14 protein-coding genes are annotated in these 15,005 nt (G+C 40.8%); 6 read left to right on the top strand and 8 right to left on the bottom strand.

Features of this window, described 5'->3' with window-relative positions; translation table 11 throughout:
• Positions 1 to 103: 103 nt before the first annotated feature.
• Positions 104 to 2,575 (top strand): TonB-dependent siderophore receptor, encoded by a 2,472-nt coding sequence (locus HQQ94_RS17275; RefSeq protein ID WP_173295581.1) that lies wholly within the window; start codon positions 104 to 106, stop codon positions 2,573 to 2,575.
• A gap of 299 nt (positions 2,576 to 2,874) precedes the next feature.
• Here the strand turns inward: HQQ94_RS17275 and HQQ94_RS17270 are convergent, their stop codons facing one another.
• Positions 2,875 to 3,321 carry a carboxymuconolactone decarboxylase family protein gene (locus HQQ94_RS17270; RefSeq protein ID WP_173295580.1) on the bottom strand — a complete coding sequence of 149 codons (447 nt, stop codon included), beginning with the start codon at positions 3,319 to 3,321 and terminating at the stop codon, positions 2,875 to 2,877.
• A gap of 146 nt (positions 3,322 to 3,467) precedes the next feature.
• Here HQQ94_RS17270 and HQQ94_RS17265 point away from each other — a divergent pair, with 146 nt between their 5' ends.
• The gene (locus HQQ94_RS17265) at positions 3,468 to 4,382 is read left to right on the top strand and encodes a LysR family transcriptional regulator (RefSeq protein WP_173295579.1); all 915 of its coding nucleotides are present in this window, start codon (positions 3,468 to 3,470) and stop codon (positions 4,380 to 4,382) included.
• 19 nt (positions 4,383 to 4,401) lie between these two features.
• Here HQQ94_RS17265 and HQQ94_RS17260 read toward each other — a convergent pair whose 3' ends face one another.
• From HQQ94_RS17260 to HQQ94_RS17240, 5 genes are all read right to left on the bottom strand, one after another.
• On the bottom strand, positions 4,402 to 4,653 hold the full coding sequence (locus tag HQQ94_RS17260) for a hypothetical protein (protein ID WP_173295578.1): 252 nt from the start codon (positions 4,651 to 4,653) through the stop codon (positions 4,402 to 4,404).
• A gap of 36 nt (positions 4,654 to 4,689) precedes the next feature.
• Positions 4,690 to 5,310, bottom strand: coding sequence for a transcriptional regulator (locus tag HQQ94_RS17255; RefSeq protein ID WP_173295577.1), 621 nt, complete (start codon positions 5,308 to 5,310; stop codon positions 4,690 to 4,692).
• A gap of 6 nt (positions 5,311 to 5,316) precedes the next feature.
• Entirely contained in the window at positions 5,317 to 6,267 is a 951-nt protein-coding gene (locus HQQ94_RS17250) for an ornithine cyclodeaminase family protein (RefSeq protein ID WP_173295576.1), read from the bottom strand.
• Positions 6,254 to 7,255 (bottom strand): threonine/serine dehydratase, encoded by a 1,002-nt coding sequence (locus HQQ94_RS17245; RefSeq protein ID WP_173295575.1) that lies wholly within the window; start codon positions 7,253 to 7,255, stop codon positions 6,254 to 6,256. The genes HQQ94_RS17250 and HQQ94_RS17245 overlap by 14 nt, the downstream gene beginning before the upstream one ends.
• Before the next feature lie 144 nt (positions 7,256 to 7,399).
• Positions 7,400 to 8,848, bottom strand: a complete 1,449-nt coding sequence (locus tag HQQ94_RS17240; protein WP_254304088.1) for a PLP-dependent aminotransferase family protein — start codon at positions 8,846 to 8,848, stop codon at positions 7,400 to 7,402.
• A gap of 97 nt (positions 8,849 to 8,945) precedes the next feature.
• Between HQQ94_RS17240 and HQQ94_RS17235 the strand changes: the two genes are divergently transcribed.
• The 4 genes from HQQ94_RS17235 to HQQ94_RS17220 all read left to right on the top strand — a co-directional run bounded on the left by HQQ94_RS17235 (position 8,946) and on the right by HQQ94_RS17220 (position 12,258).
• Complete coding sequence (locus HQQ94_RS17235; RefSeq protein ID WP_173295573.1) at positions 8,946 to 9,554, top strand: GNAT family N-acetyltransferase; 609 nt, start codon at positions 8,946 to 8,948, stop codon at positions 9,552 to 9,554.
• A gap of 51 nt (positions 9,555 to 9,605) precedes the next feature.
• Positions 9,606 to 10,220 (top strand): FMN-binding negative transcriptional regulator, encoded by a 615-nt coding sequence (locus HQQ94_RS17230; protein ID WP_173295572.1) that lies wholly within the window; start codon positions 9,606 to 9,608, stop codon positions 10,218 to 10,220.
• A gap of 793 nt (positions 10,221 to 11,013) precedes the next feature.
• Positions 11,014 to 11,472 (top strand): hypothetical protein, encoded by a 459-nt coding sequence (locus HQQ94_RS17225; RefSeq protein WP_173295571.1) that lies wholly within the window; start codon positions 11,014 to 11,016, stop codon positions 11,470 to 11,472.
• Between the two features lie 150 nt (positions 11,473 to 11,622).
• Positions 11,623 to 12,258, top strand: coding sequence for an alpha/beta hydrolase (locus HQQ94_RS17220; protein ID WP_217274058.1), 636 nt, complete (start codon positions 11,623 to 11,625; stop codon positions 12,256 to 12,258).
• A 94-nt stretch (positions 12,259 to 12,352) separates the two neighbouring features.
• On the opposite strand, the gene HQQ94_RS17215 is transcribed toward HQQ94_RS17220, so the two are convergent.
• Positions 12,353 to 13,165, bottom strand: a complete 813-nt coding sequence (locus HQQ94_RS17215; protein ID WP_173295570.1) for a hypothetical protein — start codon at positions 13,163 to 13,165, stop codon at positions 12,353 to 12,355.
• Between the two features lie 378 nt (positions 13,166 to 13,543).
• A complete protein-coding gene (locus HQQ94_RS17210) occupies positions 13,544 to 14,956 on the bottom strand; it encodes a hypothetical protein (protein WP_173295569.1) in 1,413 nt (470 codons plus the stop codon).
• Positions 14,957 to 15,005: the final 49 nt, after the last annotated feature.

Below are 15,005 nucleotides of genomic sequence, written 5' to 3'. Positions count from 1 at the left end.
GCTAACTTATCGCTCAACTTTATACCAATTAGTGAAACACCTATTGCATCAATAATGATAATCGTTATCATCTTCAGATAATACTTATGGGGGATATTAACTAATGTTACAATTTCGTTTTTCTCTACTTGCTGCCGCTTGTGCATCTAGTTTGTTGTCTGGGAGTCTGCTTGCTGCTGATATGGTGACAAATAACGTTTCTGAGCAACAACACTTACAAGCTAAAGAGCTGAAAAACACAGATGTAGAGCGTATTACTGTTTACGGAAGACAAAACCAAGTGGTCATGAATTCAGGTCTTGCGACCAAATCTGACATGACTTTGATGGAAACTCCTGCGGCAGTGGTGATTGTCGATCAAGAGTTGATTCAGTCGCAGGGGGCCGATAGTCTTCAAGATCTGGTTCGTAATATCAGTGGTGTGACTCAAGCGGGTAATAACTATGGTATTGGTGATAACTTAGTGATCCGTGGTCTAGGGGCCAATTATACTTTTGATGGTATGTATGGTGGCGCAGGACTAGGCAATACCTTTAATCCAACTCGTTCACTCACTAATGTTGAATCAATAGAAGTCCTTAAGGGACCTGCAACAGGTCTATATGGAATGGGCAGTGCTGGTGGTGTGATTAACCTTATCGAGAAGAAGCCAGAATTTGAGTCGAAAAATGAGATAGGTATTGAACTGGGTCAATGGAATACTTCTGCTCTATCGATAGACAGTACTGGTGGAGTGACTGATAACTTAGCTTATCGTGTTGTGGCAAAAACTGCCCGTAGCGATGGATACCGAGAAATAGGTACCGACAGAGATGAAGTTTATACTTCACTTAAATATGTTATCGACGATAGCCAAGATTTGATGCTATCGGCTTATTATATTAAAGACTCTATTGCCGTTGACTCTATCGGTCACCCTATTAGAATTTATAATGCCGCATCGGTAGCAGGTAAAACTGCAGAACAGGTGGGTTGGCAAGATCTGGTTAATGATCCCAAAGGCAATGGTATAAAACTCAGTGATGCTCAACGACGGCAATTGGCTGATTCTCTTGCTGCGGATGATGGACTGAGCCCTTATGCTTTTGGTAAAGCTGGTATTATTTCACCAATCGCAAAAGATAATGAAGGTGAAGAGCTCAGATTTAAGCTGATCCATAATATCTACTTTAATGATAATTTATTTTTAAATCAGCAACTACAATATCGGGATTATACTTCAGGTTTTGCTCGTCAAACCGGTGCTTATAACTATGTTTATTGGAAGCGCACGTCTAAGGGGAGCAGTATTGTCAATGAGGAGCCTCGAGCACCGCTTGTCGAAAATGGAATTTTACATCCATTTGCTGCTCGTCGTCAGGAGTATCGAAAAGTGGAAGCGGATGAGACTTCATGGCAATATTTTGCTGATTTGAGATACGATTTCGAGTTTGCTGGCGTTGAAAATGAGTTGTTAATGAATGCCAATTTTGAAGACCGCAACATCCGCTTGAAGCAGCATTCTATCTATGATGCCGATAAGGTGATTAAGAACAAAGAGGGTGAGGTTATCTATCGAGGAACTCATCCTTATATCTACGATATCCGTTATCCAAACTGGGGTAAAGGTAGCTTTGAAGATTATGACCCACTGTTAACCAGCAACTACAATAAGGCCGTTAATGCTTGGGGGGTTGGAGTACAACATGTGGGTTACTTTGGTTATGGTTTGACGACTCGTATTGGCGTGGCATTTAATGAGATCACCCAGAGTTATGAGCACTTAGGTGTCGATGCTCGATACCGTGCTAGTGCCGCTGAGCCAACACCAGAGCAAGATACGAGTGATAACGGTATGACTTATAATCTAGGTGTGACCTATATGCCGACTGATAATCTTGCTTTTTTCATTAATCATTCTAAAGGGCGAACGGCCTATAGTATTTTAGGGAGTATAGACGGCAGTGATGACAGACCAGACTCTGGATCTGAGAGTGATGATCTGGGCATACGTTATAAAGTGTTTGACGATCAGTTATTGGCCTCTTTAGTGTTCTTTAAGAGTTCGCGAACCAATTTGAGATATACGGTTAAAGATGAGTTAGACCCTGAAAAAATAGAATATTTTTATGATGGAGAAGAGGAAACTTCGGGTGTTGAACTGGATATAAACGCCCATCTTAATGCGCAATGGTCAATCAATGTGAACGGGGTCTATCAAGATGCTAGAGATAAAAAAGATCCAACTCAGGGCAGTTTTGATACTCGTCAAAAAGGGGTACCTTATGTGACCGGTAGCGCTTGGGTAACCTATGGAGCACAGTGGTTCTCATTGGCAAGTCCGCTGAGTATCAGTTTAGGGACGACTTATGTCGATGAGCGTAGTACTAACTCGAGTGGGTTCGGGATCCCCGATGGGTATGTTCCTCGTTATACCGTGATGGATTCAGCAATAAGTTATCAGGTGGATAGTTGGAAGTTACAGCTTAATATTAATAATCTATTAAATGAAAGTTACTATAGTAAGGCAATGTTTCTTGGCGGTATGCCAGGTGAGGAGCGTAATGCTAAATTGGCTTTTAGTTATAAGCTGTAAGGATAGCTAACAAGGTTAACTGGCCGCATAAAACGGCCGCTTTAATATGAACGCCAGTAAGTTATGCTTACTGGCGTTTTTGATTTCTGGCGTATTGCTTAAATCTAAGTTTAATGGTTCGAGAAAATGAATCGAGTCGTCGAGGCAAGATAGTGATTCAACCATCAGTTGAAGTGGGTGGTAATTAAACTTATGATTATTAAATAAATATTACGCTGGCTATCCTTATCTCGGGTTATTTAGGAGTTAATTACCAGTTTTAGTTTTTCACCATGTAATAAATTCCAACTGATATAAGCCTAATCAGCTTCTTGATGTTTCATTTTCGTCGCTACTGCGAATCGATTCCAAGCATTAATCATAATCACTTGCATCATAGCTTGTGTCAGTTTCTCTTCACCTAATAATTCAAGGCTTTTTTGGTAAGTAGAGTCGCTGAGTCCAGCGTGTGAAACGTGGGTAATTTCATCTGTCAGAGCAAGTACAGTACGTTCAATGCAATTAAATAAAGGCGACTCTTTCCAAGCCGATACGGCAAACAGTTTTTGTTGTGGTATTCCTATCTTTAAAGCCATTTCCGTATGTATTTGAATGCAATAAGCGCATTGATTAATCATCGAAGCACGTATTTTAATCAGTTCTTTTAACTCCGTTGGTAGTGTTGTTTCAGCTAAATAGTGTTCAACAGACATCATCGCGGCTAATGCTGCAGGTTGTGTTTGGGATATATCAATGCGGTTTGTCATCTTGTGTCCTTTATTGAGGTTAAAGCGACTTTCTTGTGATGAGCTAATTGTGCATAATTAATATCAACAACTGAATATGTGCATGAACTGCAACAGTTTAGCGTAAAATGCAAAGCTGTTTGTTGAAAAACACTGGGGTAGTAAAAATGTTAGAGAAGATTAAGGTGTTTTATCAGGTTGTTGATTCAGGAAGTTTTTCTCAGGCAGCGCAAGTGTTACATATGGCTCCTTCTTCCATTGCGCGTAATATCGATATATTAGAGCAGCAGCTTAAGACGACACTGTTCAAACGCAGTACTCGCCAGCTTATTTTGACCGAAGAGGGGAGTTACTTTTATCAACAGTCAGGCAAATTAGTAGAAGATGCTGACACCTTGTTAGCTGAGATGAGAGGTTCTCGAGATATTCCTCAGGGCATGCTACGGATTTCAGTATTTGAAAGTTTCGGCAACTTATGTTTGGCACCGATTATTCCTGAGTTTTTGCAGTTATACCCCAATGTGCAGATCACCTTAGAACTGGAGAATAAAGTGGTAGATCTTCATAGGGATAATGTCGATCTTGCAATCCGTATTGGTATTCCACAAGATAGCGGTTTGAAAGCGCGAAAGTTGTTGAATCATCCCACCCTATTAGCAGCATCTCCACGTTATCTAAATCAACATAGTGCAATAACGCAGCCATCTGATCTACATGAGCATAATTGTTTGCTGATCAGTCAAGAAAGACAGGTAAATCACTGGTATTTTAGCCAAGGAAACACTAAACAAAAAGTGGCAGTAAAAGGTAATTTCATGTCAAAAGGGGGTTCTCCTTTGCTCACGGCAGCACTTAAAGACGCTGGCGTACTTCTGTTATCGCAGTGGATGGTAAAGCCTTATCTAGAGAGTAAGCAGTTAGTGAATATTTTACCAAATTGGACCGTGGGTCATTGGGATAATGGTAGCGGAGAAATCTTTGCTCTCTATAAAAGTGCGCAGTATCCTAAGCCCCATATTAGCGCTTTTTTGGATTTTATCGTGAAAAAGTTAGCAGAAAATTACTTGACTGATGAAGGTTAACTGATCCGAATGTAAGTTTTTATTTAACAGTGACCTTGCCGCTGATTATCTTAAACGCAGGTGTTCCTCTGATTAAATCCTCTCTGGCGAATGGTTGCTTACAATTGGGGCAGATGCAAGGAGTGTGAGTGTGATCGACGACAATACGTTCTTTAAAGCATTTGACTAAGGCCCCTTTACCGCCCTTACGATATTTAAATAGTTGTGTTTTGCACTTAGCACAAAAAATATCGACAGTCCGAGTTGGGCCTTTCTTGTTGGGTTTAGACATTGTGTATGAGCCTAAGTGGTCTCACGATCTATAGCGTCAAGATCGTACCTGTTTGAGATAATTGAATACTGTGGTACGACTGAGCTGCAAGGTTTTAGCCACATAAGTGGTGATGTATTTACCTTTGAAAGCGCCATGGTCGTGTAGTGCGAATACCAGTGCCTTTTTTTCCTGTCGGGATAATCCGATGAGGGTGCGTTGTTGCTCTGCTAACCAGTTATGTATGTAGGTATTGACGCGTTCTTGCCAGTCATCGTGGAATAGTTTTTCTGGCTGAGGCACTAGCGCACGGTTGTTGAGGAATAAATTCAGTACATCTCTCGCCGCTTCAAATTCCGCTAGATTCATATTGATGCACATCATGGCATCAGGGCTGTTTTTATCATCCCCGAGAATCACACTGATAGCGCGCATATTTTTCCCATCCCAGTTGAGCTTATTGTATGGGCCGATGACAGTCTCATCCCCATTAAAGTTGATCTCATCTAGCCCTGAGTCACAGCCTATCTCACGATTAGATAGATTATTGGCAATATAGAGTACTTTACATGTCTGTAAGCTATGGATGACGATTTCGGCATACCCGTTGAGCAAAATGGCGATGGCGTCAGCAATACTGGCGTAACGTGAGAGAATTAACTTTTCTTGGGTATGCATATTACTCTATTTCTGTTGAGTCGATATTGGGTTTGTTTTTTGCAGCTGGTGGTAAACCATGTTGGCGGTAATGATGTCAAGCACCGCAGTACCAGTAAAATCAGCGATACTGATCCCTTTGCCATCATACTGGGATGTTCCCAAAAAATCACCGAATTCAGCGACTTTATTTTGCTGCGCTTCAAGCAGGTATTGATACTCACCATGATCTAGGCATTGGCTAATACTGTCAGCTAATAGCAACGAAGCCTGCTTGAGGACGCAGGCTGATAACTCACATTTACCTTCGCAATCGGCACCTATGGCATTAATATGTACATTTGCTTTTAACCACTGAGCTTGGATGTAGGGTGTTGTCGCTGGGGTGGTGGTGATCAATATGTCGGCAACTTCACAGACATCTTGTGCTGAAGGTAGGCAGTTGAGTTCAATGCCATGAACTGCCAGTTTTGACGCTAATTGATATAGGCTATCATCCCTTCTTGACCACGCATATACCTTAGTTAATCCCAGAGCTTGGCAGGTATAGAGGGCTTGATAATACCCTTGGCCACCGGCGCCAATCAATCCGATATGCTGAGCCAGTGGGGATAATTCTTTTGCCATCAAGGCCCCCGCAACAGCGGTTCTAATATCTGTGAGCAAGCCATTATCTTGTAAGAGCGCGATGGGGATGCCTGTGAGGCTATTAAGTAATAACAAGCAGCCACTTGAAGCGGGCAGTCCCTGAAGATGGTTTTTATAACTGCCTGCGGCGATTTTAATGACCGTCATTCCGCCAGCTAACGATCTGCCATATTTTATGTGTAGCTCGCCATCGGGTAGGGGGAGGTATCCGACGGCAGGAATAATATATTTTTGCTCAGATAAATCAATATAACCTTGTTTTAGTGCGCCGATCAGTTCATCGAGTGTGGGCAATGCTTGGGCTATCGAAGCTGCTTTAAATAGTTCCATTGTCATCTCCAAGCATATTCATGGCATCGGTAAATTTTTTATCTGTGATATTAGCGCCGCACAGCACCACCACTATGGTCTTGCCTACAAAGCTTTCTGGGTATTTAATCGCACAAGCAAGCGCAGCACCTGCTGCGCCCTCAATGGTGAATCCATGATAGTGTTTAACAAGCGCCATTGCGTTAGCAATGTCCATCTCTGACACCAGTCTGGTTTGATTAATTAGTGCTTGGCATAGGGGAAGGGTTATCACATCATCATCGAGCCCACCAGCGGTGCCGTCTGATAAGGTGGGTAATTCAGGGACGTGGGTCACTTTTCCAGCTTCCATACAGGTTAGCATGACAGGGGAATGTTCAGCCCAGATCCCCACAATCTCAGTGGCAGGACTTAAATGGCGCATATTGGCAGCCATTCCCGAAATCAATCCGCCGCCTCCGACACTGATAAGTAATGAATCTATCTTGGGGAGTTCATCAACAATCTCATGTGCAATGGTACCTTGACCTGCAATGACATCAATATGGTTATAAGGGCTGATGTAGGTTAATGGTGATTGCGCTGCCACTTCTTGGGCTTTACGTTCAGCATTTTCTGTTCCTCCAGATACCTTGTGCAGTGATGCGCCCATAGCGATGATTTTATCAGCCTTGATAGCGCTCACCGATTCTGGCACATAAATATGCACCGGCACACCTAAGCTTTGCCCTGCTAAAGCGGTGCCTACGCCATGATTACCAGAGCTTGCGGTCACCACGCCAGCCATTTTTTGTGTGGGCGAAAGACGACTAATGGCACTGGTCGCGCCCCTTATTTTAAAGCTGCCGGTATTTTGCAGGTTTTCACATTTGAGATACAGCTGGCAGCCTAACAGTTTGGATAATTCCACAGCATGCAGTAAAGGGGTTTTGTGGACACCTTTTTCACTGTAAAAATTATTTTTAAGTAGCATTGTTGTCTTGCTAAATAGGGTATCGGATAAAGACATGTAGGCTCCAGTGACTTTGTGAGTGTTTAAAATATCTATTTTCAACGTTGGTATTTTAAATGGTTGTACTTAAAAGTTCAATTTGAACTACAAAGTATGTTTTACGCGAGTTAGATGATGTTGGCAAGTCAATTATTGCCTGGATCATTGAGAGAAATAATCAAATAGTTTAGCCAGCCCCAAGGTGAGTTGTTCTGGTTTCATTCCGGCAAAACCAAGGCGAATATAGCGATTTTGATTATTTTTTTGCGCTAGGTGAAAGCTTGATTCAGAGACTAAATAAACATCATTGGCTAAACCAAATTGCTCTAATTCCTTGGCATTTTTTTTCACATCTAGCCAGATAGCCATCCCCCCGTCAGGAACAGTAAAGCTAATATCTAGCCCTTGTTCTTGATAGTTTTTAAGTGCTGAGACGAGATGATCCCGCCTTTGTTGATATTGTTTTGTGGTTCGCCTTAAATGCCTTTCAAACGCGCCGTCTTTCATCCAACGGCCTATGGCATCTTGCATTAACACATTGGGTTTATGATTCATGACGCTGCGGTAGTTGATGAGTGCTTGCGTTAATGATTTGTCCACGGCCATGTAACCAATACGGCAACCGGGGAACATAATTTTAGAGAAAGTAGCCACATAAATGACGAGTCCTTTAGGGTCGTCAGCGGCCAAAGGGGCTAAGGGCTGGCTGGCATAATGAAATTCATGATCGTAATCATCTTCGATAATCGCGACGTTATAGCGGGCAGCGAGTTGGTAAATTTTAATTCTTTCATGGATAGGTAAGGTCACCGTCGTTGGGTACTGATGTAAAGGTGTTAGATAAATCAGTGAGATATCTTGGTTTTTAACCAACTGAGTTAAGTGGTCAATATCAATGCCCTTGGAATGTTGTTTGATAGCGACCAGTTCTGCTCCCGCTGTTTTAAAGGCGTTCCATGCAGGTCGATAGCCTAGGGATTCAACGGCAACCTTAGCGCCTAGCTTTAGTAAAACACGAGAAATTAAATATAACGCTTCCTGTGAGCCGTTGACGGTAATAATGTCTTTATCTGTGATTGAACGTGCACGACGTAAATAGGTTGCGACTTGCGAGATGAATTGCTGATTGCCTGCGTTATTGCCATAGGACAGATGAGGGAGATCTGGCCGGGTGAGACAGTCACTCATAAAGGGTTTGAGTTCATGAAAAGGGAAAGCGGATATATCTGGGTTGCCTCCGGCAAAGTTATAGCGATATTCATGGGCGGGTTTACCACGATGAACATCTAGAATGAGTGGGGTTAATGGCCACTTAAATGTGCTTTTATTGGCTTCTATATTGGCTTTTGTATGTCGACTGGATTCAACAGGAAATGACTCAACCACCTTATAACCCTGACGCTCAATAGATTCAACCCAACCTTGTGCGATTAACTCTTGGTAAGCCGCCATTATCGTATGGCGGTTAGTGTGTAATTGCTCAGCAAGTTGGCGGGCAGAGGGCAGAGCCTCACTCGCGCTAACTTGCCCCTGTTTGATGGCTGATCTGATTGCGCTAGCGATGTGCAAAAACTTAGGTTTGGCGTGTTTATCGACAGTGAGTGTGAGCATTTTCATTACTGGTATAGGACACTTTTAAAATCTGGGTGTTTAACTTATACCAAATACTGCAACAATAACCTATATCAATGTCAACATGAGGCATCACGTGCAGACATCAACAGCGTTCAATCCCCAAGCTATTACACTTGAATCGAAAGACGTTAGGCTTAAACCGTTAACGAGTAAAGATAGAGAGGGCTTCTATCACGCAGGTAACCATGAACAGATATGGAGGTGGATGAGCCCGAATCCATGCCAATCTTTGGAAAATACCGCTGCTTGGATTGATAAAGCATTGACAGAGTGTGAGTTAGGTCATCAAGTGCCATTTGTGATTATCGATAATCACAGTCAGGAAATAATAGGTAGCACTCGCTATTGCTCAATTAGGCGTGATGACCGAAATATTGAAATTGGTCATAGCTTTATTACGCCTAAATTCCAGCGTACTCATGTGAATACTCAGGCGAAATTTTTATTGCTACAACATGCCTTTGAAGTGTTGGGGGCCATTCGAGTTGAGATAAAAACCCATGAAAAAAATCAAACATCACGTAAGGCCATTTTGCGTATAGGGGCAAAATTTGAAGGTGTGTTGCGCAATAGCCGAATTTTACCTGATGGCAGCTTCAGGAATACGGCTATTTTTAGTATCACCGAGCAAGAGTGGCCGCAGGTTAAGACTGATCTGCAGGCTAAAATGGCAATCACCTAGGTTGGTGATGTGTTTATGGTACTTGAATCGGGTTTATTAAAAGGAAAGTAGATGTATATCCCAGCAAGCATGACGATTGAAAATAGAGAGTTAATGAATGACTTTATTGATAAATTTAGTTTTGGCACTCTAATATCTGAGCAACTTGATGCTAATCACCTGCCATTTTTACTCAAAAAATTTGAGGGTGAGCGGGGGACGCTTTATGGACATTTTTCTAAGGCAAACCGTCATTTGGCCGCACAAGATAAGCACAATGTACTGGTGGTTTTACAAGGACCCCACAATTATATCTCCCCAAGCTGGTACGCCTCATCGCCTGCGGTGCCGACTTGGAACTATGCAGCTGTTCACCTTAAGGGCAAGATGCATTTGCTGTCTAATGATGAAACCATAAAAGCACTGGATGAAACCGTTAATACCTATGAGCCAGAGTTATTGGTTAAGCGCGACCGACTTAGCGATGAATACCGAGATAGACTGGCCAGTGGGATCATTGGATTTAAAATTGAAATAACTCATATGCAAGGCAAGCAAAAACTGGGTCAACATCGCAGCGTTGCCGATCAGCTTGGTGTAGTGCAGGGATTACAATCTACAGGGACACCAGATGCCATGGCGCTGCTGAGTTATATGCAGAAAGTGGGGCTAGGGTTAGGAGAATAGACAAGGGGTGAGGGTGAACTTGTCGGATAACAAGTTTCAAGTCTCTTTGTTGTTGGGTTCATTGGGCAGGTTTGGTGTTGGGTCGGCTTATTGATGGCCAAAATTTAATTGGTGTTTAACGCCTGTTCGGCGAGAACTGTGCGAACACTTCAGTGACACGGCGTGAATATATCCCTATAGCCTCTGCCGTGATTTCCCTGTCACGGAAGGTCACAGCCGCGTTCACACCTTTGTATAAAGCCAAGACTCGTTTCTTCGATTGAAGCTTTTGGTTGCTGAGATGGTTTTGGACAAAAGTTGGTGAACTTGTCGGATAACAAGTTTCAAGTATCTTTTGGTTGGGCTCATTGGGCTGGTTTGGTGTTTGATTGGCTTATTGATAACCATAACCTAAATTTAACTTATCACCTGCCGTGGGCTTATGTGCAGATACTTCAGTGAGACGACGCGAGTACGATCCCTGTAGTCTCTACGATGACATCCTTGTCATCGAAGCTCACTGCCGTATCTACACCTTTATCAAAAGCAAAGCATCGTTTCTTCGATTTGAGTTTTGGTTGCTAGCACGCTTTTGGACAAAAATTGGTGAACTTACCGGATAACAAGTTTCAAGTATCTTTTGGTTGGGCTCATTGGGCTGGTTTGGTGGTTGGCAATATTGTATCGATAATATCCTAATCATTTTTATGTTATCTTTTAAAACAATAGGTTATAGTTTGTGCGGAAAACGTTATCAAGACGCGCAGATAATATGTTATCTGCGCTGCTAGTTAGCAAGCTATTAGGGGTCTAGATGATTAAATCGTTTTTGGTGATAATGTTTTGCATGTTTTCACTTGTTAAAAGTGTTGCTTGTACAATTCCAAATCAAGGTGAAGAATATGATAAATTAATTCAGGTTAAGGAGTTAGATGAAAATAACCTGTATCAGTTATCTATTCCCCGTAGCGTATATAAGTCAGAAGGTTCACCTGAATTATTTCTTGTTTACTACACTCGTGAACGGGTAGATAACTGCGTTGAGGAAAAGTTACCTGATGGCTCACAAATATTTTGTGAGCCTAAAGATCAATATCGTGAAAAATTACAAATTCAAGGTGTTTTAGGTGACTTTATCGATTTTATAATGAACAAGGATAACTATGTAGGCAAATTTATAATTTCGCCTAAAGAAGGTTATGTGGTTGCTATAAAGGTTATGTGGAACTCTGAGGTTTGCCTTACATATGCTTCTAAAATTGTGAAAGAATAGCCGATGCCTAATAAGGGTTTCCAAGTCTGACAAATTACATTGAAAAACACCGTGTTCGTACCTCACACATTTTAGCCAACTGCAATTTTCTGCTTAAAACGGCGTTAGCGACTAAAGGAAATAATCATCAAAATTCTAATATCTGCTGCCATGGGTTTATTTCTATCATCAAGTTGTATTGCTAATAATATATATGAAAGTTTTCCCAATGAAATCAAACCAAATGAAAAATATGTATTCTATTCTCATGGCTTTATCGTAGAAGGTAAAAACCCAACACCAATAAATCCACGTTGGGGAATGTATGACTTTCCTGAAATTAAAAAATCTCTCTCAGATGATAGCTATAATCTTATTGCTTATCATCGCCCAAAAGATACAAATCCAAGAGAATTTGCCAAAAAATTAACTGAAAATGCCAATGCTCTTATCAACAATGGTGTTAAACCTGAAAATATTACTTTCGTTGGTTTTTCGCGTGGCGGAGCTATAACTGTATTAACTTCAAACTACTTAGCCTCCGAAAAAGTTAATTTTGTTATTTTAGCTGGATGTTCCAAAGTTATTAAAAACAACCCTGAATTAGAAGTGATCGGGCATGTGTTTTCTGTATTTGAAACTTCTGATGGTGTTGGATCCTGTCAATTCTTAATTGATCGCAGTAAAAAAGTTAACACGTTTAAAGAGATCTCCATTACTACTGGTAAAGAACATGGTGCATTTTATAAGCCTCTTCCTGAGTGGATTATTCCAGTTAAAAAGTGGCTCAAATCAGATCGTAGCTAACAACATAAGATATGTCTGTCCCGACTTTCTTCTATGACTTTTTTATTCTATATAAACCTTCATAAAGTTAACGCCTGAGTATTTGACTCGTTTGTTATACCAAACATGGAGCAGTTCCGATTTTTTTAGCTGTGATAATTTCATCAATAACTCTTGCCTTCCAAACAACTCCCAGCTGGGCCTTAAATTCATCATCACCAACTCTACCTGAATATACCCCTAAAAAATTCCTAACCCTTCCTATGCTCGTCGCTGGAAGCATTTTTCCATCTACCATTCCATGAATTCCAATACGCTGCATAATTGCAGGAGAGCCAGATAATCCAGATCTTGTTGCGGTATCTATAAGAATCTTAGGCAGTCCTTCAATATTGATATCAGGTTCAGTTGCTATGCTGGCTTTTTTCCAAATAGGCATTTGTAGGTAGGTCATATCAGAGAAGGGATATCCAATGACAAAAACATCGTCAGCGACCTCTTCATTATATTCATCGCCAAATTCAATTTCATTGATTGGAAAAAGTTTATATTTTGTTGAGATATCTTTAGAAATAGGGATGGCGACAACATCAACTTTGTTGGTGTACTCAGGATGTTCGTACCAGACAGGCTCCATCATCAGGCTATCATTGAAGAGAGAAATTGGCTCTCTTTTACAATTAGCAGGCTGTTCAATTTCCCTAAATAATGTGCTAATAAAATCAGGTACGGCCAACGTATCAGAAAGGCATTTACCAGTAATTGGATTTTTACCGGATACATTATGCCAATTAGTGATCAAGTAAAAATCAGCTTCATACTTATAAATAAACCCAGTGCCAGATGAGAGAACAGAGCCTGTTTCCTTAAAACACATATGCAGGTGGTGAGTCGTGAAAGATATTGAGTCTGGCTTAATGATATTCACTATTTACATTTCCTTCAATGGTACAACCTTTGTATAATATGTATGCACGTTATAATGCTTTCTTCGCCTTTATTCGACTCTATATAGAATCTATCCTACTGTTTACCAGAACTTATTCAACGACAATAAAGCACATAGAAAGCCATAGTTAATTGCATTTTGCTAAGACCACTCGGTTATTTGAGCTTAACACGCCTTCCTCTTATGAGTTGATAGTTGCAGAGCTTTGATACTTCACTGGCATTTAAGTATGTTATTGATTAACAATGGCTGGCTATGATTTTTCTTCATAGCGGGTATTAAATTCAGTCACTGAAACCAGCTAGGAGGGGTTCTTTAGCCAGTTTCAGTGAAAGTAACCATTGTATTTTATAAAGGTTACTGACTATTTAATAACTCAACTGAGCGAGTTAAGTTATCAAACCCGAAATCTTGTAAATTGACAGATTTTTCGCCTTCAATGGTAATCATATTACCGCTATAGCTAGAGCCTGAATATAAATTAATCGCTTTACCATTTCCTAGCGAAATTGAAGAAATATTGCTACCCAAAGCATTCCCCCAACTTTGATGAACCGTAGTACAGCCTCTTACTATTGGATCTGTTGTTCTGCTACATCGTGTTCTTGCCGTTAATGTTTTTTGAGAGTCTACGCCGCACATTGTGTGGTACTGGCCTGTAAAATCTACATTTTCATAAAATCGGACGCAATCTTGTTTGTATATGTCATTATCCAAAAATTCATAATTTTCTTTAGCAATTTCAAGGTTATCTCGTATGGAATATATTTCAGCATCTAATTTAGCATCAAATTCATCCATGATTTTTTTCTTATATGCAGCCCAGCCAGACTCAGCACGTAGTTCCATTTCAGTAGATAATTCTTGATCAAACGAGCTAGGACTTTGGGTATGTTTTCCCCCTACATAGTATTTTTTGGTTTCAGCATCATAACCACTATAATAGAAATCGATTGCATAGATGTTGCAACGGATAGGCCAACCACTACACAGCTCCTTTGGGGTAGCGTTAATCTTTAAATTGCCAAACTGGTCATTACGGTAAGTTCGGGAATCTGTTGCTATGCTGACTAAGTAATCGATATAGCGATCCACTTTCGCACTAAATATATTGACGTTTGTTTTTAAAATCTCAACCCGCTCATCACACAGACTTCCAGCACAATCGACATATGCTTGTTGACGATAGATCTCTACTAATTCTTGTAATACTGACATATGAACCGTCATTAGTGCCATAAAATCACCGGCAGTCGAAAGTCGTTCTGTGTTACTCAGCGATGAGTCAGTTATAAACCATGTTATTGTTTCAGAAAGTAGATCATGCAGTGGGGTGAGTAATTTTTCTCTAGACTCACTTGATCTGCCGTCAGTAAAACTTTTGTAGTCATCATCTAATGTATTTATGACATAATTTAGACGTGATTGAATAGTGATATAGTCACGACCCGCCATATAATTTTGAAAATCACTTAAAACATCGCCTCGTAAATTTCTAATCATATTCTTAATTTCACTAAGATCGCTTTGTATATCAATCAACCTTTCATTCATTTCATCTATTTCAGCACCACTCCCAGCTGGAGTTAAGACCCCTCCCGCGATAGCTGCTCCCAAAACGTTCATCGGTGGGGGAGCTAAACCTGCCAGCGCCAACGCGCCTCTAAAAGCGTATGATTCTTTATTGAAATCTTCAAGTGCTACATCTGCTTGGCTTGACGCGGTATAAAGCATTAGGTTGGTTGCTATAACAAGTTTTTTTAAATTCATTTTATTTATCCATTAACAATTCAACCGGATGTTATCATTAATCGTTGAT

It is taken from the genome of Shewanella sp. VB17 (assembly GCF_013248905.1).
Classification (GTDB): Bacteria; Pseudomonadota; Gammaproteobacteria; order Enterobacterales; family Shewanellaceae; genus Shewanella.
This window is presented reverse-complemented; position numbering and strand designations above follow the sequence as displayed.

Excerpts from the sequence above, each read along its gene's own strand:
- HQQ94_RS17230 (WP_173295572.1), top strand. The coding sequence starts at position 9,606 with ATGTATATCCCAGCAAGCATGACGATTGAAAATAGAGAGTTAATGAAT.
- HQQ94_RS17250 (WP_173295576.1), bottom strand. The coding sequence starts at position 6,267 with ATGGAACTATTTAAAGCAGCTTCGATAGCCCAAGCATTGCCCACACTC.
- HQQ94_RS17265 (WP_173295579.1), top strand. The coding sequence starts at position 3,468 with ATGTTAGAGAAGATTAAGGTGTTTTATCAGGTTGTTGATTCAGGAAGT.
- HQQ94_RS17260 (WP_173295578.1), bottom strand. The coding sequence starts at position 4,653 with ATGTCTAAACCCAACAAGAAAGGCCCAACTCGGACTGTCGATATTTTT.
- HQQ94_RS17220 (WP_217274058.1), top strand. The coding sequence starts at position 11,623 with ATGGGTTTATTTCTATCATCAAGTTGTATTGCTAATAATATATATGAA.
- HQQ94_RS17225 (WP_173295571.1), top strand. The coding sequence starts at position 11,014 with ATGATTAAATCGTTTTTGGTGATAATGTTTTGCATGTTTTCACTTGTT.
- HQQ94_RS17255 (WP_173295577.1), bottom strand. The coding sequence starts at position 5,310 with ATGCATACCCAAGAAAAGTTAATTCTCTCACGTTACGCCAGTATTGCT.
- HQQ94_RS17240 (WP_254304088.1), bottom strand. The coding sequence starts at position 8,848 with ATGCTCACACTCACTGTCGATAAACACGCCAAACCTAAGTTTTTGCAC.
- HQQ94_RS17270 (WP_173295580.1), bottom strand. The coding sequence starts at position 3,321 with ATGACAAACCGCATTGATATATCCCAAACACAACCTGCAGCATTAGCC.
- HQQ94_RS17245 (WP_173295575.1), bottom strand. The coding sequence starts at position 7,255 with ATGTCTTTATCCGATACCCTATTTAGCAAGACAACAATGCTACTTAAA.
- HQQ94_RS17210 (WP_173295569.1), bottom strand. The coding sequence starts at position 14,956 with ATGAATTTAAAAAAACTTGTTATAGCAACCAACCTAATGCTTTATACC.
- HQQ94_RS17275 (WP_173295581.1), top strand. The coding sequence starts at position 104 with ATGTTACAATTTCGTTTTTCTCTACTTGCTGCCGCTTGTGCATCTAGT.